Source organism: Streptomyces sp. B21-083 (assembly GCF_036898825.1).
Lineage (GTDB): Bacteria > Actinomycetota > Actinomycetes > Streptomycetales > Streptomycetaceae > Streptomyces.
The window spans coordinates 2935136-2955262 of record NZ_JARUND010000002.1; the positions used below are offsets into that span (position 1 = coordinate 2935136).

The 20127-nt window shown below is 70.4% G+C and carries 19 protein-coding genes; 13 read left to right on the forward strand and 6 right to left on the reverse strand.

Features of this window, described 5'->3' with window-relative positions:
- Nucleotides 1-209 precede the first annotated feature (209 nt).
- A complete protein-coding gene (locus QA861_RS37140; RefSeq protein ID WP_334593148.1) occupies nt 210-1829 on the reverse strand; it encodes an MFS transporter in 1620 nt (539 codons plus the stop codon).
- A 121-nt stretch (nt 1830-1950) separates the two neighbouring features.
- Here QA861_RS37140 and QA861_RS37145 point away from each other — a divergent pair, with 121 nt between their 5' ends.
- The 3 genes from QA861_RS37145 to QA861_RS37155 all read left to right on the forward strand — a co-directional run bounded on the left by QA861_RS37145 (nt 1951) and on the right by QA861_RS37155 (nt 4889).
- A complete protein-coding gene (locus tag QA861_RS37145; RefSeq protein ID WP_334593149.1) occupies nt 1951-2613 on the forward strand; it encodes a TetR family transcriptional regulator in 663 nt (220 codons plus the stop codon).
- A gap of 118 nt (nt 2614-2731) precedes the next feature.
- Complete coding sequence (locus QA861_RS37150) at nt 2732-3976, forward strand: alpha/beta hydrolase (protein ID WP_334593150.1); 1245 nt, start codon at nt 2732-2734, stop codon at nt 3974-3976.
- 58 nt (nt 3977-4034) lie between these two features.
- Nucleotides 4035-4889, forward strand: coding sequence for a DUF4429 domain-containing protein (locus tag QA861_RS37155; RefSeq protein ID WP_334594963.1), 855 nt, complete (start codon nt 4035-4037; stop codon nt 4887-4889).
- A 287-nt stretch (nt 4890-5176) separates the two neighbouring features.
- Here QA861_RS37155 and QA861_RS37160 read toward each other — a convergent pair whose 3' ends face one another.
- Nucleotides 5177-6199 carry an aldo/keto reductase gene (locus QA861_RS37160; RefSeq protein WP_334593151.1) on the reverse strand — a complete coding sequence of 341 codons (1023 nt, stop codon included), beginning with the start codon at nt 6197-6199 and terminating at the stop codon, nt 5177-5179.
- Complete coding sequence (locus QA861_RS37165) at nt 6196-6729, reverse strand: MerR family transcriptional regulator (protein WP_334593152.1); 534 nt, start codon at nt 6727-6729, stop codon at nt 6196-6198. The genes QA861_RS37160 and QA861_RS37165 overlap by 4 nt, the downstream gene beginning before the upstream one ends.
- 95 nt (nt 6730-6824) lie before the next feature.
- Here QA861_RS37165 and QA861_RS37170 point away from each other — a divergent pair, with 95 nt between their 5' ends.
- Entirely contained in the window at nt 6825-7304 is a 480-nt protein-coding gene (locus tag QA861_RS37170) for a GNAT family N-acetyltransferase (RefSeq protein ID WP_334593153.1), read from the forward strand.
- Nucleotides 7305-7313: 9 nt separating this feature from the next.
- Entirely contained in the window at nt 7314-8135 is an 822-nt protein-coding gene (locus QA861_RS37175; protein WP_334593154.1) for a serine hydrolase domain-containing protein, read from the forward strand.
- Nucleotides 8136-8230: 95 nt separating this feature from the next.
- Here QA861_RS37175 and QA861_RS37180 read toward each other — a convergent pair whose 3' ends face one another.
- Nucleotides 8231-8908, reverse strand: coding sequence for a pirin family protein (locus QA861_RS37180; RefSeq protein WP_334594964.1), 678 nt, complete (start codon nt 8906-8908; stop codon nt 8231-8233).
- A gap of 60 nt (nt 8909-8968) precedes the next feature.
- Between QA861_RS37180 and QA861_RS37185 the strand changes: the two genes are divergently transcribed.
- The 5 genes from QA861_RS37185 to fabF all read left to right on the forward strand — a co-directional run bounded on the left by QA861_RS37185 (nt 8969) and on the right by fabF (nt 13974).
- A complete protein-coding gene (locus tag QA861_RS37185) occupies nt 8969-10174 on the forward strand; it encodes a PucR family transcriptional regulator (protein WP_334593156.1) in 1206 nt (401 codons plus the stop codon).
- 89 nt (nt 10175-10263) lie between these two features.
- The gene (locus QA861_RS37190; RefSeq protein ID WP_334593158.1) at nt 10264-11220 is read left to right on the forward strand and encodes an ACP S-malonyltransferase; all 957 of its coding nucleotides are present in this window, start codon (nt 10264-10266) and stop codon (nt 11218-11220) included.
- Between the two features lie 15 nt (nt 11221-11235).
- Nucleotides 11236-12231, forward strand: a complete 996-nt coding sequence (locus QA861_RS37195) for a ketoacyl-ACP synthase III (protein WP_334593160.1) — start codon at nt 11236-11238, stop codon at nt 12229-12231.
- 83 nt (nt 12232-12314) lie between these two features.
- Complete coding sequence (locus tag QA861_RS37200; protein ID WP_006374616.1) at nt 12315-12563, forward strand: acyl carrier protein; 249 nt, start codon at nt 12315-12317, stop codon at nt 12561-12563.
- A 139-nt stretch (nt 12564-12702) separates the two neighbouring features.
- Entirely contained in the window at nt 12703-13974 is a 1272-nt protein-coding gene (gene fabF / locus QA861_RS37205; RefSeq protein ID WP_334593162.1) for a beta-ketoacyl-ACP synthase II, read from the forward strand.
- A gap of 147 nt (nt 13975-14121) precedes the next feature.
- Here fabF and QA861_RS37210 read toward each other — a convergent pair whose 3' ends face one another.
- Nucleotides 14122-14616, reverse strand: a complete 495-nt coding sequence (locus tag QA861_RS37210; RefSeq protein ID WP_006374635.1) for a DUF3145 domain-containing protein — start codon at nt 14614-14616, stop codon at nt 14122-14124.
- A gap of 271 nt (nt 14617-14887) precedes the next feature.
- On the opposite strand from QA861_RS37210, the gene QA861_RS37215 reads away from it, so the two are divergent.
- Nucleotides 14888-15790: an SGNH/GDSL hydrolase family protein gene (locus QA861_RS37215; protein WP_334593163.1), complete on the forward strand. Its 903-nt coding sequence runs from the start codon at nt 14888-14890 to the stop codon at nt 15788-15790.
- A gap of 10 nt (nt 15791-15800) precedes the next feature.
- Complete coding sequence (locus tag QA861_RS37220; RefSeq protein ID WP_334593165.1) at nt 15801-16823, forward strand: aldose epimerase family protein; 1023 nt, start codon at nt 15801-15803, stop codon at nt 16821-16823.
- A gap of 120 nt (nt 16824-16943) precedes the next feature.
- Here QA861_RS37220 and QA861_RS37225 read toward each other — a convergent pair whose 3' ends face one another.
- A complete protein-coding gene (locus tag QA861_RS37225; protein WP_334593166.1) occupies nt 16944-19424 on the reverse strand; it encodes a beta-glucosidase in 2481 nt (826 codons plus the stop codon).
- Between the two features lie 100 nt (nt 19425-19524).
- On the opposite strand from QA861_RS37225, the gene QA861_RS37230 reads away from it, so the two are divergent.
- Complete coding sequence (locus QA861_RS37230) at nt 19525-20103, forward strand: TetR/AcrR family transcriptional regulator (RefSeq protein WP_334594965.1); 579 nt, start codon at nt 19525-19527, stop codon at nt 20101-20103.
- Nucleotides 20104-20127 lie beyond the last annotated feature (24 nt).

The following is a 20127-nucleotide window of genomic DNA, read 5'->3' on the forward strand; positions in this document are numbered from 1 at the left end:
GCCCGCCGGCGCGCTGTCCCCCTCCGGCAGCGCGCCGCGGCCCGGCCGTCCTCCCGCGTGGTACCGACTGTCGTAACGACCATGTCGTGCGGAGGACTTGACTAACTGTGACCTGTCCTGTGGGCCGAAGGGGAGGAATCTTTAGGGGAGTCACCCTGATAGGGGAACTCCCCCGCGGCGGCCGTAGATATATGCGCGAAATATGCGTCTCAGATGTGCGCGGCGCCCGCGCCCGCCTCCGCGTTCTCGCCGCGCTTCGTCAGCAGCGCGACCAGGACGGCGACCACGGCCACGCCGGCCGCGACCAGACACGCCAGGCTCATGCCGGAGATGAACGTGTCGTGGGCGACCTTCGTGATCTGGGCGACGACCGTCTCCGGCGTTCCCGGCGCCACCGGGGGCACGCCGACCTGGACCGCTTCCGAGGCCTGGGCCTGCTGTTCCGGGGTGAGCTGCGGAAGGCCGGCGGCCGTCCAGTTGCCCGCGAGGTCGTTGTCGACCTTGGAGGCCATGACCGCGCCCAGGACCGCCGTACCGAGGCTGCCGCCGATCTGCATCGCCGCCTGCTGGAGACCGCCGGCGACACCGGAGAGCTCCATGGGGGCGTTGCCGACGATGACCTCCGTCGCGCCGACCATGACCGGGGCGAGGCCGAGGCCGAGCAGGGCGAACCAGACCGACATGATGCCGCTGCCGGTGTCCGTCTCCAGCGTGGACATACCGAACATGGCGATCGCCACGCAGGCCATACCGCCCGCGAGCGGGATGCGCGGGCCCGTCTTGCTGATCATGGCACCGGCCAGGGGCGAGCCGACGATCATCATCCCGGTGAGCGGGAGCAGATGCAGGCCCGCGTCGATCGGGCTCATACCGTGCACGTTCTGCAGATAGAAGGTGACGAAGAAGAGGCCGCCCATGAAGGCGATGGCCATCAGGACCATCAGCACCACGCCCGCGGACAGCGGGACCGAACGGAACAGGTTGAGCGGGATCAGCGGCTCCCTGACCTTCTGCTCCCAGAACGCGAAGAGCGCGAAGCCCGCCACCGACACCAGCAGGAACAGCCAGGTCTTGCCGTCCCCCCAACCCCACGCCGGGGCCTTGATGAGCGCCCACACCAGGCAGAACATCGCGCCGGAGAGCAGCGCGATACCGAGGAGGTCGAAGGAGCGCGGGGCGTTCTCCGCGCGGTGGTCGACCAGGATCACCAGGCCGATGACGAGGGCCATGACTCCCACCGGCACGTTGATGAAGAACACCGACTGCCAGCTGACGTGCTCCACGAGCAGTCCGCCGAGGATCGGGCCGCCCGCGGTGGACGCGCCGATGACCATGCCCCAGATACCGATGGCCATGTTCAGCTTGTCGGCGGGGAACGTGGCCCGCAGCAGACCGAGCGCGGCCGGCATCAGCAGCGCGCCGAACAGCCCCTGGAACACCCGGAAGGTGACGACCAGGGCGATACTGCTGGACAGGCCGATGGCCGCCGACGCGGACGCGAAGCCGACGATGCCGATGAGGAAGGTCTGCCGGTGCCCGAACCGGTCACCGAGCTTGCCGGCGGTGATCAGCGTGACAGCGAGCGCGAGGAAGTAACCGTTGGTGATCCACTGGACCTGCGCGAAACTCGCGCCCAGATCCTTCTGGATGGCCGGGTTGGCGATGGCCACGATGGTGCCGTCCAGGGCCACCATCATGACCCCGACGGCCACGGATATCAGGGTCAGCCACGGATGGCCGCGCAGTCCCTTGGCAGGCGTGGGGCCCGAGGGGGAGACAGGTGCCTTGTCCCCCGGCCCGGTCGTCTCGATGGCGGTCTGACTAGTCATACGTTCGAGGCTAGTGACAGCCGCTGACAATTGACAAACGGGTGCACAAGTCGGTGACTGACACGTCACTCACCGAGAAGAACCACTGGAGAAGAGTCCTGGAACGGAGAGGCCCGATCGCATGAGCGCCGCCGAAACCGAGGCAGGTCCGGCCTACGGCCCCGGCCTGCGCGAGCTGAAGAAGCAGCGCACCCGGGACGCGCTGGTGCGCGCCGCCCTCACCCTTTTCACCAGCAAGGGGTACGAGCACACGACCGTCGACGAGATCGCCGAGGCGGTCGACGTCTCGCAGCGCACCTTCTTCCGCTACTTCGCCGGCAAGGAGGACGCCGCCTTCGCCGTGCACCGCATCGCGGAGGCGCGCTTCATCGACGCGGTACGCGAACGCCCGCCGCACGAGGCCCCGCTGGAGGCGCTGCGCCAGGCCGTGCTGGAGGGCTGGCCCACCATCCACGAAGCCGTGGAGTCCGTCGTACCGGCGGAGTTGCAGATGCGTATGTACCACCTGATCGAGTCGACGCCGATGCTGCTGGCCGCGCACCTGCGCCGCTCGGCCGAGACGGAGGAGGCGGTGGCGCGGCTGATCGCCGAGCGCGAGGGCGTCGACGTGGACGGCGACCTCCGGCCGAGGGTCGTGGTGGCCCTGTTCAGCGGGCTGATGCGGCTGACGGAACGGCGGTGGGGCGCGGGCTCGGACATGAGCGTGGCGGCGATGCGCGACCTGACCAGTACCTACCTCGACGCGATGGGTCCGGCACTCGCGGGGAGCTGGCGTACGGAGTGACCGTGACGCCCCGTACGGGCATGCGCACGTAAGGACATACCCCGCCTCGGTTATCGAAACGTGATCCCTGTCACTCGGTTACCGCGAGACCCTCTCGTTCTCCTAGTGTGTCCTTTCAGTGACTTCCTTCGACACCTCCCCGCAACTGAACGTCTGGCGCGCACTGCTCGCGCTGGCCGTGGTCTTCGTGATGCTCGCGACGACCGGCTGGACCGCCGTCCGCAGCCATCGCACGCCCTCGCCGCTCCAGGCGTCGCTCTCCGCGTGGGAGCACGGACGGATCGGCGGCCACGCGCTGCCCGACCCGGACGAGACGCCCGCCCGGCTGACCCGGTTCTTCGTCTCGCTCACCGACCACCAGCGTGACCGGCTCGTCCGGCGCTACCCGCTGGCCCTCGGCAACATGAACGGCGCGCCCGTCGGCTTGCGCTACCGCGCCAACCGCGTCGCGCTGTACACGGCTCGCGAGACCGAGCGCGTACGCATGCACGACGCCCGGCTGTCGCCCGTCGGCCAGTACGAGGCGGGGCGCCGTATGCACCGCTACGACGACCTGCTGGAGACCGGCCGCCAGATCCTCGCCTTCGACCCCGAGGGCTCGGGCCGCGTGGCCGAGGTCTTCGGCGACCTCGACAGGGCGCGGCGCGTCTCGGTCGTGGTCCCCGGCGTGGACACCGACCTCCTCACCTTCCAGCGCACCAACCGCAGGTACACGGCGCCCGTCGGCATGGCCTCGGCTTTGTACCGCGCGGAGCGGGAGGCCGGCGCCACGACCCGTACCGCCGTGATCGCCTGGGCCGACTACACCGCGCCCAGCGGGCTCGGGATGGACGCGGCGACGGCGATGCGCGCCAACTCCGGCGCGCTGCGGCTGAACGCGCTGGTGCGCGGGCTGCCCGGCCGGGCATCGGTCGCCCTGTACTGCCACAGCTACGGCTCGGTGGTGTGCGGCGTCGCCGCGCACGCCCTGCCGCGCCGGGTGACCGACATCGCGGTGGCCGGCAGCCCCGGCATGCGGGTCGACAACTCCGCCCAACTGCACACCTCCGCCCGGGTGTGGGCGATGCGGGACGCCGACGACTGGATCCAGGACGTACCCCATCTGGAGGTCGGCGGCCTCGGACACGGCGCCGACCCGGTGTCGTCGGCGTTCGGCGCACGCGTGCTGTCCGCACGGGGCGCGCAGGGCCACGGCGGCTATTTCGAGCCGGGTACGGAGAGTCTGGGCAACTTCGCCGAGATCGGCGTCGGCGCGTACGACGCGGTGCTGTGCGCCGAGCAGGACCAGAAGGATCAGCAGAACCGCAAGGATGACGTGTGTCTGAAGGGTTTGTCCGACGGGGCTATGGCCGGACGCGCGTAGAGGACGCAGAATTCACGGTGTGCCCGGGGAGGGGACTATGAAGCTCGCGCCACATACGATGAGCCGCATGGGTGACGTACTGGCCGGATTTCATGCCGCCTGGGAGTTCGAGTCCGACTCCGTGCTCATCCGTTTCGAACGGGGTCTGCGCACGCCGAAGCTGTTCCAGGCGCTCGGTGAACGCCGTATCCCCCTGGAGGCGATCGCGGGGGTGACGCTGACCCCGGGCAAGCGGGGAACGGTGGTGCTGCGTGCCGAACCCCGCCCGGGCGCCGACCCGTTGATGGAGGCGGCCGACGGCCAGCTGAAGGAGGGCTGCGATCCGTACCGGCTGGTGCTGCCGGCCGAGCGGGAGACGCTCGCCGAGTACTACGCGGACGAGCTGCGCGCCCAGCTGACCGGGCGGGGGCCTGCTGAAAGGTTCCTGGTGGACGCTCCCGAGGTGCCGCGGGCGTTCAAGGCGTACGACGCGAAGGCGTCCTTCGACGGACGGGCGGTGTCCTTCCGGTGGTTCTGGACAGGCGCGTCGTCGGCGAAGTGGAAGGCCGGCGACCAGACGTTCCCGGTCGCCGACCTGATCGGCGTGGAGTGGCGCTCGCCCGAGGTGTTCGAGGGGCATCTGCGGCTGTTGAGGCGTACCGATTCTTCTGGCACGCCGGTCGACCAGGACCCCGCCTCGGTGGTGTTCGGGCTGGGGTACGGGCCGGTGCACGAGTCGTTGCCGTTCGCGGCGGCGGTGCTGGCGGCGGTTCGCTCCGCGGGTGGGGCGGCGGCGGTTCAGCTGAACTCCGGTCGGCGTGATCCCGGGGATGTCGCTGAACGGATCCGGCATCTGGGGGAGTTGCACTCGGCCGGGTTGGTCACGGATGAGGAGTTCTCGGCTAAGAAGTCTGAGTTGTTGGCGGAGTTGTAGCGCCTAATGGGGGGCGAGGCTTGCGCGTTGGCGGCTGCGGGCTCGATGTGGCTTGTCGCGCAGTTCCCCGCGCCCCTGAAAGACGGCGGGACCGGCGCGTTGGCGGGTACCGGTTGCGTGTGGCTTGTCGCGCCCCGCCGCGGAGCCGCAGATGTCACCGCCCCGCGCCCCTAAAAGGCGGCAGGACCGGCGCGTTGGCGGATACCGGTTGCGTGTGGCTTGTCGCGCCCCGCGGCGGAGCCGCAGATGTCACCGCCCCGCGCCCCCAAAACCACCGGAACCCGGGGCTACTCCCTGCCTGCTGAGGTGAAGGTCATGTCCGCGTAGCGGGTGCCTGTCACCTTTGCCGCTATGGGGTCCAGGGTGGCCAGCTCCTCGTCCGTCAGGGTGATGGTCGTCGCCTTCGTGTTCTCCTCCACCCGGGAACGCTTGCGGGTGCCCGGGATCGGGACGACCGGGAGTTTGTGGGTGGTGGCCTGCTGCTGGACCCAGGCCAGGGCGATCTGGCCGAGGGAGGCGCCGTGGGCTTCGGCGACCGTCTTGATGGGGGCCAGCAGGGCGGCGTTCGCCGTGGCGTTGCTGCCCGTGAAACGGGGCTGGTGGCGGCGGAAGTCGTCCGAGGTCAGTTCCTGGTCGGCGTCGGTGAAGGACCCGGTCAGGAAGCCTCGGCCGAGCGGGGAGTACGGGACCAGGGTGATGCCCAGCTCACGGGCCGCCGGGACCACGCCCACCTCGATGTCCCGGCTGAACAGGGACCACTCCGACTGGACGGCGGCGATCGGGTGCACGGCCTGGGCCGCGCGCAGCTCCGAACCGGTGACCTCGCTCAGACCCAGCTGCTTGACCTTGCCCTCACGGACCAGGTCGGCCATGACCCCGACCGATTCCTCGATCGGCACGTTCACATCGCGCCGATGCATGTAGTAGAGGTCGATGACGTCGAGGTCCAGGCGCTTCAGGCTCGCCTCGACGGCCTGGCGTATGTAGGGCGCGTCGTTGCGGATGATCCGCCTCGTCGGCTCACCCGGCGGGATCGCCAGGGCGAACTTCGTCGCGACGACGACCTCGTCCCGGTGGGCCTTGAAGAACGGGGACAGGAAACGTTCGTTCTCGCCCTCGCCGTAGGCGTCCGCCGTGTCGTAGAGGGTCACTCCGAGTTCGAGGGCGCGTTCCAGCGTGGCACGGGCCTCGTCGGCGTCCGTGGGGCCGTACGCGAAGCTCATGCCCATACAGCCGAGGCCCTGGACACCCACCTCGGGGCCGCCGGTGCCCAGCGGGGCCGTCGTGAGCCTGCTGTCGTCGTTCGTCATCGAACCCTCTCCATCTGACGGACTTCCTGACGGACATCGCGGACAAGGCCCGCGTCCAGGTCCGCTTCCGCGTAGAAACTGATCTTGCGGTCGAGTACCGCGAGTGTGTCCTGGAGCTCGGCGATCCGGTCCAGGACGGCCCGGCGAGTCGATTCGAGCAGCTCGAACCGCGCGCCGTACGTGTGGTCTCCCTCGCGCACGAGTTCGGCGTACCGCACCATGTCCGCGACCGGCATGCCGGTGAGCCGGAGCTTGCCGACGAGGTCGAGCCAGTCCAGGTCACGGTTGCTGTAGCGGCGCTGGCCGGTGTGCGAACGGTCGATGTGCGGCATCAGCCCGATGCGCTCGTACCAGCGCAGGGTGTGCGCGGTCAGCCCGGTGAAGGCGACGACCTCGCTGATCGTGTAGCGGTCCGCTCCGTCCGGGCGCCGGTCGGGCTGACGCGGGCCCGCACAGCTGTCGGCCGTGGCGGGGACCGCTGGGGCTGTGGGGGTCGCCGTGGTGGGGTTTGGGGTCTCCAGCACCGTCATGACCCCCACGCTAAAACCCTGGAGTGCGCTCCAAGCAAGCGGATACCGCGATATTGCGGAGACTTGGCCGGGTCGGGCTCATTACCGTGCGGATCATGACTCTCGTACGCCGTGCCACGACCCAGGATGCCGGAGAGCTGCTCCGGCTGCGCCAGGTGCTGATCGACGCGATGGCCGGGGCGGACACGGACGTCGGCTGGCAGTCCGCGTCCATGGCCACCGTGACCGCCCGGCTCGCCGATCCGGCCGGCGGCTTCGCCGCGTTCGTCGTCGAGCGTCCGGACCGGGCCGGCTCGCTGGCGGCGCTGGCGGTGGGGACCGTCGAGTACCGGATCGGGCGGGCGGGCAATCCGCACGGGCGGATCGGTTACGTCTTCAGCGTCGCCACCGACCCGGACGCTCGCCGCCAGGGATACGCGCGGGCCTGTACGGAGGCGTTGCTGGACTGGTTCCGCGAGCAGGAGGTCGGGCAGATCGACCTCACCGCCTCCGCGGACGCGGTGCCGCTGTACGCGTCCCTGGGCTTCGTCCGCCAACCCGACCCCTTCATGCGGCTGCGGCTGTCACCCTCCTAAGCTCGACGCATGTCGTTGAAGTCGCTCGCACTGATCGAGAACTGGCCCGTGCCCACCGCCGCCACGGCCGTCGTACGGGCGGACGGTGCCGTCCTCGGCGGTCACGGCCCCCTCGACCACCGGTTCCCGCTCGCCTCGGTCACCAAGCCGCTCACCGCGTACGCCGCCCTCGTCGCGTACGAGGAGGGCGCGATCGAACTCGACGAGCCGGCCGGGCCGCCCGGATCGACGGTCCGCCATCTCCTCGCGCACACCTCCGGCCTCGCCTTCGACGAGCACCGGGTGACGGCTCCGCCCGGGGAGCGGCGGCTGTACTCCAACGCCGGGTTCGAGGTGCTGGGGGACCACCTGGCGAAGGCGACGGAGATCCCGTTCGCGGAGTACGTGCGGCAGGCGGTGCTGGAGCCGCTCGGGATGACGTCGACGGGGGTGGAGGGGTCGCCCGCGAAGGACGGCGTCTCGACGGTCGCGGACCTGGCGCGGTTCGCCGCCGAGGTGCAGGCTCCCCGGCTGCTCGATCCGCGTACGGTCGCGGAGGCGATGAGTGTTCAGTACCCGGGTACGAAGGGGGTGCTGCCGGGGTACGGGCATCAGAACCCCAACGACTGGGGGCTCGGGTTCGAGATCCGGGGCGCGAAGTCGCCGCACTGGACGGGGAGTTCGTCGTCGGCGCGGACGTTCGGTCATTTCGGGCAGTCCGGTACGTTCCTGTGGATCGACCCGGCGGTGGGGGTGGCGTGTGTCGCGCTGACCGATCGGGCGTTCGGGGCGTGGGCGGTGGAGGTGTGGCCGGGGTTCACGGACGCGGTGCTGGCGGAGGTGCGGGGGTGAGGTCGTAGGTGTTCTTCGCCCCCGCCGCCCCTACCCGTCCCATCCTCGGGGGCTGCGCCCCCGAACCCCCCTACGGCCCTGAACGGGCCTTGTCCTCAAACGCCGGACGGGCTAAAAGGAGACGGGCTCATCTCCCACAGGAGCAGTTCCGCCGCCGTCACCCCGGTCGCTTCCAGGCCCGTGGACTCCGTGATGCGGGCCGCGTCCCCGGGGCCCAGTTTTTCCGTGTCCAGGCGTACCTCGCCCCGTACGACGTGGATGTACACGTACGCCGCGTCCGGGACGGCCGTGCGCTCCCCCGCCGCCAGGCGGCGTACGTGCAGCATCGCGCCCGCTTCCGGGACCGCGTACGGCGTGGAGTCCGCGATGCCGTGGACCGTCTCGTAGGCCGGGGTGCCGCCGGGAGTGAGCGGGGCCAGCCACATCTGGACGAAGGTGAGGGGGACCTCGGCGTCGTTGCGTTCGACGTGCCGTACGCCCGCCGCCGCGCTCAGGCGCTGGACGTCCCCCGGGAACACGGTCGTCTCGTGGCCCGTCGAGTCGCGGTGGGTCAGCTCGCCCTCCGTCACCCACGTCACGATCTCCGTGTGGCTGTGCGGATGTTCGTCGAAACCGGCGCCGGGCGCGAGGCGCTCCTCGTTGCAGGCGATCACCGCGCCGAAGCGAAGGTTGTCCGGGTCGTAGTGGGGGCCGAAGGAGAAGGCGTGCCAGGATTCGATACCGGCCGCCGGGTCACCCCCTGGATAGCGCGCGTCCGCGCGCCGTACGTCCATCACGTACCCACGGTAGACCCGACGCCGCACGCTCCCGTCCCGATAAGGCAGTCTTGTTCCGTGCCCGAACCCGAATCCCACCGCCCCGAGCCCACCAACCGTCCCGAGCACCCGCACCCGGGGACCTTGAGGCGGCTGGAGAAGTCGTCCGGGAGTCTCGCCGCGCAGGCGATCACGCGCATGGACGAGACACTGTCGTGGTACCGGGCCATGCCACCGGAGAACCGTTCCTGGATCGGGCTGGTCGCCCAGGCCGGTATCGCCGCCTTCACCGAGTGGTTCCGGCATCCCAACGCCCCGCAGGCCATCTCCACCGACGTCTTCGGCACCGCTCCCCGCGAGCTGACCAGGGCGATCACCCTGCGCCAGACCGTCGAGATGGTCCGTACGACCATCGAGGTCATGGAGAGCGCCATCGACGAGGTGGCCGCTCCGGGTGACGAGTCCGTGCTGCGGGAGGCCCTGCTCGTCTACGCCCGTGAGATCGCCTTCGCCACCGCACAGGTGTACGCCCAGGCCGCCGAGGCACGGGGTGCCTGGGACGCCCGGCTGGAGTCGCTCGTCGTCAACGCCGTGCTGAGCGGCGAGGCCGACGAGGGGGCCGTCTCGCGGGCCGCCGCGCTCGGGTGGAACTCGCCCGACCATGTGTGCGTGGTGCTGGGCACCGCGCCCGACGGTGACAGTGAACTGACCGTCGAGGCGATCCGGCGGGCCGCCCGGCACGCCAAGCTGCAGGTGCTGACCGGGGTGCTGGGCAACCGGCTCGTCGTCATCGCGGGGGGCGACGACAATCCGATCGCCGTCGCCAAGTCGCTGATCGGGCCTTTTGCCGCCGGGCCCGTGGTCGCGGGGCCGATCGTGCCCGACCTGCTCGCCGCCACCCGGTCCGCGCAGGCCGCCGCAGCGGGACTCAAAGCCTGTTCCGCCTGGCAGGACGCGCCGCGTCCGGTGCTGTCGGACGATCTCCTCCCGGAGCGCGCGATCGCCGGTGACCCTGCGGCGCGTGAGCAGTTGGTGGAGGAGATCTACAGACCGCTGGAGGAGGCAGGGTCCGCGCTTCTGGAGACCCTCGCCGTCTATCTCGAACAGGCGAGCAGTCTTGAGGGCGCGGCGCGGATGCTCTTCGTTCATCCCAACACCGTGCGCTACCGGCTGCGACGTGTGACTGACGTCACCGGATGGTCACCTTCAGATGTACGATCCGCATTCACACTGCGGATCGCGCTGATCCTGGGGCGCCTGGCTGATGGGGATCTCCAGCCCTAGGGTTTTGTCGGGGGTCTACAAATCCCCCTCCCGTTCTTCGTCCCTGTCCCCACGGGCGGCCGTGCCCGTACCCAAGAGAGAGTGTGAGAGTGCTCGTACTCGTCGCTCCCGGCCAAGGCGCCCAGACGCCCGGCTTCCTGACTCCCTGGCTCGAACTGCCCGGTGCCGCCGAGCGCGTCGCCGCGTGGTCCGACGCCATCGGGCTCGACCTCGTCCACTACGGCACCGAGGCCGACGCCGACGCGATCCGCGACACAGCTGTCGCCCAGCCGCTGCTGGTCGCGGCCGGAATACTGTCCGCCTCGGCACTGGGTGCCATGGGCGGTGACCTCACGCCCGGCGCCGTCGCCGGTCACAGTGTCGGCGAGATCACCGCCGCCGCCTTCGCGGGCGTGCTCGACGACACGGCCGCCCTGACCCTCGTACGCAAGCGCGGTCTGGCCATGGCCGAGGCTGCCGCTGTCACGAAGACCGGTATGGCGGCGCTTCTCGGTGGTGACCCCGAGGTGAGCCTCGCGCATCTGGAGAAGCTCGGGCTGACTCCGGCGAACATGAACGGCGCCGGCCAGATCGTCGCCGCGGGTACGGTCGAGCAGATCGAGGCCCTCGTCGAGGACAAGCCCGAAGGGGTGCGCAAGGTCGTCACGCTGAAGGTGGCCGGTGCTTTCCACACGCACCACATGGCTCCCGCCGTCGACGTCCTCGCCTCGGCCGCCGCGTCGCTGACGCCCGGTGACCCGAAGATCACGTACGTCTCGAACAAGGACGGGCAGACGGTCGCGGACGGCTCCGAGGTGCTCGCGCGCCTGGTCGGGCAGGTCGCCAACCCGGTGCGCTGGGACCTGTGCATGGAGACGTTCCAGGCGCTGGGTGTGACCACGTTCATCGAGGTGTGCCCGGGCGGCACCCTCACCGGTCTCGCCAAGCGTGCCCTGCCCGGCGTGAAGACGCTGGCCCTGAAGACCCCCGCCGACCTCGACGCCGCTCGCGCGCTCATCGCCGAGTCGCTGACCTCGACCGCTGCCGCCGACGCGGCGGGCGCCTGAAAGGGGCCCCGAGCAATGTCGAAGATCAAGCCCAGTAAGGGTGCCCCGTACGCGCGCATCCTCGGTGTGGGTGGGTACCGGCCGGTCCGGGTCGTACCCAACGACGTGATCCTGGAGACGATCGACTCGTCCGACGAGTGGATCCGCTCCCGCTCCGGCATCGAGACCCGGCACTGGGCCTCCGACGAGGAGACCGTCGCCGCGATGTCCCTGGAGGCGTCCGGCAAGGCGATCGCCAACGCGGGGATCACCGCCGAGCAGATCGGCGGCGTGGTCGTCGCGACCGTCTCGCACTTCAAGCAGACCCCGGCCGTGGCCACGGAGATCGCCGACAAGCTCGGCACCGCCAAGGCCGCCGCGTTCGACATCTCGGCGGGCTGCGCGGGCTTCGGCTACGGCCTGACCCTGGCCAAGGGCATGATCGTCGACGGTTCGGCGGAGTACGTCCTTGTCATCGGCGTCGAGCGGCTGTCCGACCTGACCGACCTGGAGGACCGGGCGACCGCCTTCCTCTTCGGTGACGGCGCGGGCGCGGTCGTCGTGGGTCCCTCCAAGGAACCGCACATCGGTCCGACCGTATGGGGATCCGAGGGCGACAAGTCGGACACCATCAAGCAGACGGTTCCATGGAACGAGTACGACAGTTCCGGCAAGTTTCCTGCGATCACGCAGGAGGGCCAGGCGGTGTTCCGCTGGGCCGTGTTCGAGATGGCGAAGGTCGCCCAGCAGGCGCTGGACGCGGCCGGGATCACCCCGGACGACCTGGATGTCTTCATTCCCCACCAGGCCAACGAGCGGATCATCGACTCGATGGTGAAGACGCTGAAACTGCCGGAGCACGTCACGGTCGCACGTGACGTACGCACCACCGGCAACACCTCGGCCGCCTCGATTCCGCTCGCTATGGAGCGGCTTCTGGCGACCGGCGAAGCGAAGAGCGGCGACACCGCGCTCGTCATCGGCTTCGGGGCGGGTCTCGTGTACGCCGCGACGGTCGTTACCCTCCCCTAGGCACCTCGCACCGGATCCTCGGATCCGGGACGGGGACAACTGCCAACCCTCTCTGGATAGATACACAAGAAGGAGCGCCTGCCATGGCCGCCACTCAGGAAGAGATCGTCGCCGGTCTCGCCGACATCGTGAACGAGATCGCCGGCATCCCGGTTGAGGACGTCCAGCTGGACAAGTCCTTCACCGACGACCTGGACGTCGACTCGCTGTCCATGGTCGAGGTCGTCGTCGCCGCCGAAGAGCGCTTCGACGTCAAGATCCCCGACGAGGACGTCAAGCACCTCAAGACGGTCGGCGACGCGACCGCGTACATCCTCAAGAACCAGGACTGATTCACCGGCCCTGGTCGCCAGGGCCGGTCGTGGGGACTGATCCACTGGTCGGTCCCTCAGCCCCGCCACCCGGCGGTGGCGCCGTTCTCCCCGCCTGCGCGGGGGTTGTCCTCCCGTATCAGTTGGAGAAGGAATTCCCGTGAGCCCGACCAATCGCACCGTGGTCGTCACCGGTATCGGCGCAACCACACCGCTGGGTGGCGACGCGGCCTCAACCTGGGAGGGTCTGGTCGCCGGTAAGTCCGGTGTCCGTGCCCTGGAGCAGGAGTGGGCGGCCGAGCAGGCCGTCCGTATCGCCGCACAGATCGCCGTGGAACCGTCCGAGATCATTCCGCGTCCCCAGGCCCGTCGGCTGGACCGGTCGGCGCAGTTCGCGCTGATCGCCGCCACGGAGGCGTGGGCCGACGCGGGCTTCACCGACCGGGCGGGCGAGGGCGAGGGCCCGGCGGTCGACCCCGACCGGCTCGGCGCCGTCATCGCCTCCGGTATCGGTGGAGTGACGACTCTGCTCGACCAGTACGACGTGATGAAGGAGAAGGGCGTCCGCCGCGTCTCCCCGCACACCGTCCCGATGCTGATGCCCAACAGCCCCTCCGCCAACGTGGGCCTGCTCGTCGGCGCCCGCGCCGGTGTGCACACCCCGGTCTCCGCCTGCGCGTCGGGCGCCGAGGCCATCGGCTACGCCATCGAGATGATCCGCACCGGCCGCGCCGACGTCGTCGTCGCCGGTGGCACGGAGGCGGCCATCCATCCGCTGCCCATCGCCGCGTTCGGCAACATGATGGCGATGTCCAAGAACAACGAGAACCCGCAGGGCGCGTCCCGCCCCTACGACACCGGCCGTGACGGCTTCGTGCTGGGCGAGGGCTCCGGCGTGGTAGTCCTGGAGTCCGCCGAGCACGCCGCCGCGCGCGGTGCGCGGGTGTACGCGGAGGCGGTCGGCCAGGGCATCTCGGCCGACGCCCACGACATCGTGCAGCCGGAGCCGGAGGGTCGTGGTATCTCGGCGGCCCTGCGGAATCTGCTGGCCAGCACGGATCTGGATCCCACGGAGATCGTGCACGTCAACGCGCACGCGACATCGACGCCGGCGGGTGACGTGGCCGAACTGAAGGCGCTGCGCAATGTGTTCGGCGACGACGTGGACCACATGGCGGTGTCCGCGACCAAGTCGATGACCGGGCATCTGCTCGGTGGCGCGGGCGGGATCGAGACGGTCGCGACCGTGCTCGCGCTGTATCACCGCGTTGCTCCGCCGACGATCAACGTCGAGGAACTGGACCCGGAGGCCGACGCGGACATTGTTCGTGGAGAGGCTCGCAAGTTGCCTGTCGACGGGCGTATCGCCGCGCTCAACGACTCGTTCGGGTTCGGTGGGCACAACGTCGTATTGGCGTTCAGGTCTGTTTGAGTTCTGCTGTGAACGGCGAGTGGCCCGGACTCCTTGACTGGAGTTCGGGCCACTCGTCGTTCTGGTTTCCGTGGTTTGCCGGGTGCCGGTCCGATGGGCTTCTCGCGCAGTTCCTCACGCCCCCAAAAAAGCTCCCCTGGACGTCCCTCACACCACCTGGTGCAGCCATCTCACGGGGGCGCCCTCGCCCGCGTATCTGAAGGGTTCGAGTTCGTCGTCCCAGGGTTTGCCCAGGAGTTTGGCCAGTTCGGCCTCCAGGTCCGTCTCGCCTCGCTGGGAGCGGGTCAGGGCGGCGCGGAGGCGGTCCTCGGGGATCAGGATGTCGCCGTGGATGCCGGTGACGGCGTGGTAGATGCCGAGGTCGGGAGTGCAGCTGTAGCGCTCGCCCTCGGCGGTGGCGCAGGGTTCCGCGGTGACCTCGAAGCGGAGCAGCTGCCAGCCGCGCAGGGCCGACGCCAGCTTGGAGGCGGTGCCGACCTGGCCTTTCCAGGAGAACTCGGAGCGCCAGGTGCCCGGTGCGGCGGGCTGGCGGATCCAGTCGAGGCTGACGCGCGTGCCGAGGACTCCGGCGACGGCCCACTCGACGTGCGGGCACAGCGCGCGCGGCGCGGAGTGCACGTACAGAACTCCACGTGTCGTCACTGGGACCTCCGGACAGAGCGGGACATCTTGCGAACTGGCTGAGCGGCGGGGTTGGGCAGCCGCGTTGATGGCGAGGCTACCGTGCGGCGGCGCAAGGAGTGTGACGTACCGTCGGTCCCGATGCCATGAAACGCCCGCCATTCACCCAGGGGGACGCTTGTACGGGTGTGCGACGTTGCAGTGTTTGGGGCAATAGTTGTTTTCGGTTCGGGAACTGTCGTGCGTTGCTATGAGCGAGAGCCGTTGCACGCCGACCGGAGGGACCCGAAGGATGCGGAATCGAAGTCGCCGTTCGCGGGCCGTCGTCGCCGTCGTGTCGGCGGCCCTGCTGGGTGTCGCCGGGTGTGACGCCGGCGGTGGCGCTTCCCCGGCTCCGGACGGTACGCGGGCGAAGGCGAAGCCGTCCGCGACTCCGACGCCCGCCTGGGACAGCAGTCCGGCCTCGATGGCCGCCGTGGGCGACTCCATCACGCGCGGCTTCGACGCGTGCTCGGTGCTGTCCGACTGCCCCGAGGTGTCCTGGGCGACCGGCACCGCCACGGACGTGAACAGTCTGGCCGTACGGCTGCTGGGGGCGTCCGGGGTCGCCGCGCACAGCTGGAACTACGCGGTCAGCGGGTCCCGGATGGCGGACCTGCCCGCCCAGATGACGAAGGCCGCCGCGCATGAGCCCGCGCTGGTCACGGTGATGACGGGGGCCAACGACGCGTGCCGGACGTCGGTGTCGGAGATGACGTCGGTGGCCGGTTTCCGGACGTCGTTCGAACAGGCGCTGCGGACCCTGCGCAAGGCCGCGCCCAGGAGTCAGGTGTACGTGGCCAGCGTGCCGGATCTCAAGCGGCTCTGGTCGCAGGGGCGGGGCAACGAGTTGGGCAAGGCGGTGTGGAAGCTGGGGATCTGCCCGTCGATGCTGGCCGACCCGGACTCGGTCGACGCGGTGGCGACCACGCGGCGCGACGAGGTGCGGGAGCGGGTGGAGGCGTACAACTCGGTGCTGAAGTCGGTGTGCGCGACGGACCGGCTGTGCCGGTTCGACGGGGGCGCGGTCTTCGACTTCGACTTCGGGACGCGGCAGCTGAGTACCTGGGACTGGTTCCATCCGAGCCGCGACGGACAGGCGCGGCTGGCCGAGATGGCGTACCGCGGAGTCACCGGCAAGAAGGCGGTGACCTAGGGTTTTCCGTATGGCCCACAGATACGAACTCTTCGGCACACTTTCCGACGGCACCCCCGTCCATCGCTGGACGCTGGAGCGGGCCGGGGTCCGGGTGCGGGTGCTGACGTACGGCGGGATCGTGCAGTCGGTCGAGGTTCCGGACCGATGGGGGTCCCCCCGCTCGAGCGAAGCCGAGAGTGGGGGAGGGCGCCTGAACGACGTGGTGCTGGGGTTCCCGGACCTGGCCGGGTATCTGGCGCACCCGGAGCCGTACTTCGGGGCGCTGGTGGGCCGGTACGCGAACCGCGTCGCGGGTGGTGCCTTCGCGCTGGACGGCCGGACGTACCGGCTCGCCCGCAACAACGCGCCCAACTCTCTGCATGGCGGCGTCGTCGGCTTCGACAAGCGGGTGTGGGACGCGGAGCCGGTCGAGCACGGGGTACGGCTGTCCCGGGTGAGCCCGGACGGCGAGGAGGGGTTCCCGGGACGCCTGGAGGTCTCGGCCACGTACACGCTGGACGCGGCCGGGGCGCTGCGGATCGCGTACGAGGCGGTCACGGACGCGCCGACGGTGATCAACCTGACGAACCACACGTACTGGAACCTGTCCGGTCCGGCGTCCGGCAGTACGGCCGGGCACGCCCTGCGCGTCGACGCCTCGCGGTACACCCCGGTGGACGCTGACCTGATCCCGACCGGCGTCGAGCCGGTGGCGGAGTCCCGGTTCGACTTCCGTGCGGAACGGAAGGTGGGCGACCGGTACGACCACAACTTCGTCCTCGACAAGGGGCGGACGGTGGAGTCGGTGGAGGTCGCCGAGTTGTACGACCCGGCGTCGGGGCGGGTCGTGACCGTGGCGACGACCGAGCCGGGCCTGCAGCTCTACACCGCCGACCACCTGGGCGAGCCGTTCGGTCCCGGGCACGGCGTCGCGCTGGAGACCCAGCACTTCCCGGACTCGCCGAACCGGCCCGACTTCCCGAGCACCGAGCTGCGGCCGGGCGACGTGTTCCGCTCGGAGACGGTGTACGGGTTCGGCGTACGGGGCTGACAGGCGCGGGCTGAGGGGGCCCGCGCTCATGGTGTGCGGTCCGTCGACGGGCCGCCGGTGGCCCCGGTCCGGGGGTCAGGTCCCGGGCCGGGGCCGGCTGGTGGGGCGGACTGCCCTCGGTCAGACCGTAATCGGCGCGGCGAGCCGGCGGTCGGTGATCGAGCGGCCTACCTGGATTTCGTACGAACCCTTCACAAAGGCCCACGCGCGGGCGGACTCGTCCCAGATCTCGAAGGCGCGGCGCGGGAGTTCGAGGGTTACCTCCACTGTTTCGCCGGGGGTGGCCTCGACTCCGGCGAAGGCGGCCAGCCAGCGGGCCGGGCGGTCGGGGGCCGGGGCTTCCTGACCGGTGGGTGCGAGGTACGCCTGTACGACCTCCCGGCCCGGGCGCGTGCCCGCGTTGGTGACGCGGACGGTGACCGTCACTCCGTCGGCCCGCGTCCCTTCCGCCTCGGCGCTCTCGTACGTCCACTCGGTGTAGCCGAGGCCGTGGCCGAAGGCGTACGAGGGGGTGCGGCCCTCCTTCTCCCAGGCGCGGTAGCCGATGAACACGCCCTCGGTGTACGGGAGTTCACCGCCGCTCGGGGTCACCTGGGTGACCGGGGCGTCGGTGAACGCGCCCCAGGTGGTGGGGAGTCGGCCGCCGGGTTCCTGGGCGCCGGTGAGGACGTCCGCCAGGGCCGCGCCGCCCTCCTGGCCGGGGAACCAGCTCAGCAGTACGGCGGCGACCTCGTCGCGCCAGGGCAGTTCCACCGGGGAGCCGGAGTTGACGACCACGACGGTGTTCGGGTTGGCGGCGACCACCGCGCGGACCAAGTCGTCCTGGTGGCCGGGGAGTTCGAGGTCGACGCGGTCGAAGCCCTCGGACTCGACGCGCTCGGTGGTGGCGACCACGACGACGGCGGTGTCGGCGGCGCGGGCGGCTTGTGCGGCCTCGGCGATCAGTTCGTCGGGGTCGCGTCGCGGTGCTTGGTGGCAGAGGCTGAAGCCGACGGACTTCATGGGGACGTTGTCGGGGAAGGTGACGACGTGGGTGAGGGACACCGTGACCGGTGTGTCCGCGGCGAGTTGGACCTCGGCCCGGAGTTCGGGGTCTCCGAAGAACGAGATGAAGGGGTCGTCGCTGTCGGTGGTCTGGACGTCGTCGTAGTACGTCGTGCCGGCGACGGTGAGGGTGAAGGGGCCGAGGCCCTTGATACCGAAGGAGTGCGTGCCGGTGTCGCGCGGGGTGAAGGTGCCGGTGAGTTCGACGGTGTGGAGCCGGTCGTGGGTGACGCCGTCGGGGAGGTCCGAGCCCATCCAGTTGATCTGGCCGCTGGGGGCGGAGCCGGTGCCGATGACCGTGCCGGCGGCGTCGCGGCAGACGGCGCGCAGGGTGAACCCCTTGTCGGCGACGGCGAGTTCGGTGTTCGGGTCGGCGCCGACGGCGTAGGTCAGGGTGCCTTCGGGGAGGGCGGCGGTGAGGCCGTCGAGCGGGGAGACGACGTGGGCCGGGAAGACGGTGGCGGAGCCGCCGCCGAGGACACGGGCGTCGCGGGCGGCGGCGCCGATGAGGGCGACCGTACGGCCCTCGGGCAGCGGGAGGGCGCCCTCGTTGCGGACCAGGACGAAGGAGCGGTGGGCGATCTCGCGGGCCAGGGCCTCGCCGTCGACCGGTGCGGGGAGGTCGGTGGGGGCGACTGCGGGTTCGGCGCCCTCCAGGATGCCGACGCGGGCGGCGAGGCGCAGGACGTTGCGTACGGCGCCGTCGAGGGTGGCCTCGGCCACGTGTCCGTCCCGTACGGCCCGGGCGAGGGGGGCGCCGTAGACCGTCCTCGGGCCGGGCATGGCGACGTCGAGGCCGCCGTCGATGGCGCCGGTGGTGGAGCGGGCGGCCATCCAGTCGGAGACGTTGTAGCCGTCGAAGCCCCATTCGCCGCGCAGGACTTCGTTGACCAGGTAGCGGTGTTCGCTCATCGTCGTGCCGTTGACCGTGTTGTAGGCGGTCATGATGCCCCAGGGGTGGGCGTTGACGACGATGGCCTCGAAGGGGGCCAGGTACAGCTCGCGCAGGGCGCGTTCGGAGACCAGGTTGTCCACGGTGAAGCGGTCGGTCTCGGCGTCGTTGGCGACGAAGTGCTTGACGGTGGTGCCGACGCCGCCGGACTGGACGCCGTTCACATAGCCGGCGCCGATCCGCCCGGTGAGGTACGGGTCCTCGCTGTACGCCTCGAAGTGCCGGCCGCCGAGCGGGGAGCGGTGCAGGTTGACGGTGGGCGCGAGGAGGACGTGGACGCCCTTGCGGCGGGCCTCCTGGGCGAGCAGCACGCCTGCCCTGCGGGCGAGTTCGGGGTCCCAGGTGGCGGCGAGGGCGGTCGGGGAGGGCAGGGCGACGGAGGGGTCGTCGGCGGTCCAGCGGATGCCGCGGACGCCGATCGGGCCGTCGGACATCACCAGTGAGCTCAGCCCGATCTCGGGCAGCTCGGGCAGCGACCACATGTCCTGCCCGCCCAGCAGCCGGGCCTTGGCGTCCAGGTCGAGCTTGCCGAGAGCGGCCTCGACGGCCGCCTCACGGGCCGTGTCGGCCGACGTCGGGTCACTGCCCGGGGTTCCCGTCACCATGGTGTCTCCTCGCTGAGTCCAAGCTGTCTCCCCCATCCTGCACGCGACACCTGTACAGCGGTAGGTTTTGTTATATTGACGTTATATTCGGAGTGGGCGCATACCGTACGGTGACGGCATGGCGATCAGAGCGAGGACCGAGGAGCGGCGCGCGGAGATCGTCCGGGCCGCCCTGAACGTGATCGCGGAGCGCGGATACCGGGGCACCAGCCTGGCCGCGGTCGCGGAGCGGGTCGGGCTGACCCAGCAGGGACTGCTGCACCACTTCCCCACGAAGGACGCGCTGCTGGTCGCGGTGCTCAGGGAACGGGACCAGTGGGACGCGATGCCCGAGACCCGGTGGCGGCTCGACCTGCTGGCCTCACTCGTCGAGTACAACGCCATGCGGCCCGGGATCATCCAGACCTTCTCGGCGCTGCTCGGCGAGAGCGTCACGGAGGGGCATCCGGCGCGCGAGTTCTTCACCGGGCGGTACACCGACGCCCGTACGACCATGGCGGCGGCCCTGCGCGTCGAGTACGGCGACCGGTTGCCCAGCGGCCTCACCCCCGAGCGGGCCGCGCCCCTGCTCGTCGCGGTGATGGACGGGCTCCAGTACCAGTGGCTGCTGGATCCGGAGGCGGTGGACATGCCGGCCGCGTTCCGGGACTTCCTCACGTTGCTGGGCGGTGAGTGCTGATGTCCGCAGATCCGCTGACGATTC

Excerpts from the sequence above, each read along its gene's own strand:
- QA861_RS37140 (WP_334593148.1), bottom strand. The coding sequence starts at position 1,829 with ATGACTAGTCAGACCGCCATCGAGACGACCGGGCCGGGGGACAAGGCA.
- QA861_RS37145 (WP_334593149.1), top strand. The coding sequence starts at position 1,951 with ATGAGCGCCGCCGAAACCGAGGCAGGTCCGGCCTACGGCCCCGGCCTG.
- QA861_RS37155 (WP_334594963.1), top strand. The coding sequence starts at position 4,035 with ATGAGCCGCATGGGTGACGTACTGGCCGGATTTCATGCCGCCTGGGAG.
- QA861_RS37160 (WP_334593151.1), bottom strand. The coding sequence starts at position 6,199 with ATGACGAACGACGACAGCAGGCTCACGACGGCCCCGCTGGGCACCGGC.
- QA861_RS37165 (WP_334593152.1), bottom strand. The coding sequence starts at position 6,729 with ATGACGGTGCTGGAGACCCCAAACCCCACCACGGCGACCCCCACAGCC.
- QA861_RS37170 (WP_334593153.1), top strand. The coding sequence starts at position 6,825 with ATGACTCTCGTACGCCGTGCCACGACCCAGGATGCCGGAGAGCTGCTC.
- QA861_RS37175 (WP_334593154.1), top strand. The coding sequence starts at position 7,314 with ATGTCGTTGAAGTCGCTCGCACTGATCGAGAACTGGCCCGTGCCCACC.
- QA861_RS37180 (WP_334594964.1), bottom strand. The coding sequence starts at position 8,908 with ATGGACGTACGGCGCGCGGACGCGCGCTATCCAGGGGGTGACCCGGCG.
- QA861_RS37195 (WP_334593160.1), top strand. The coding sequence starts at position 11,236 with ATGTCGAAGATCAAGCCCAGTAAGGGTGCCCCGTACGCGCGCATCCTC.
- QA861_RS37200 (WP_006374616.1), top strand. The coding sequence starts at position 12,315 with ATGGCCGCCACTCAGGAAGAGATCGTCGCCGGTCTCGCCGACATCGTG.
- QA861_RS37215 (WP_334593163.1), top strand. The coding sequence starts at position 14,888 with ATGCGGAATCGAAGTCGCCGTTCGCGGGCCGTCGTCGCCGTCGTGTCG.
- QA861_RS37220 (WP_334593165.1), top strand. The coding sequence starts at position 15,801 with ATGGCCCACAGATACGAACTCTTCGGCACACTTTCCGACGGCACCCCC.
- QA861_RS37225 (WP_334593166.1), bottom strand. The coding sequence starts at position 19,424 with ATGGTGACGGGAACCCCGGGCAGTGACCCGACGTCGGCCGACACGGCC.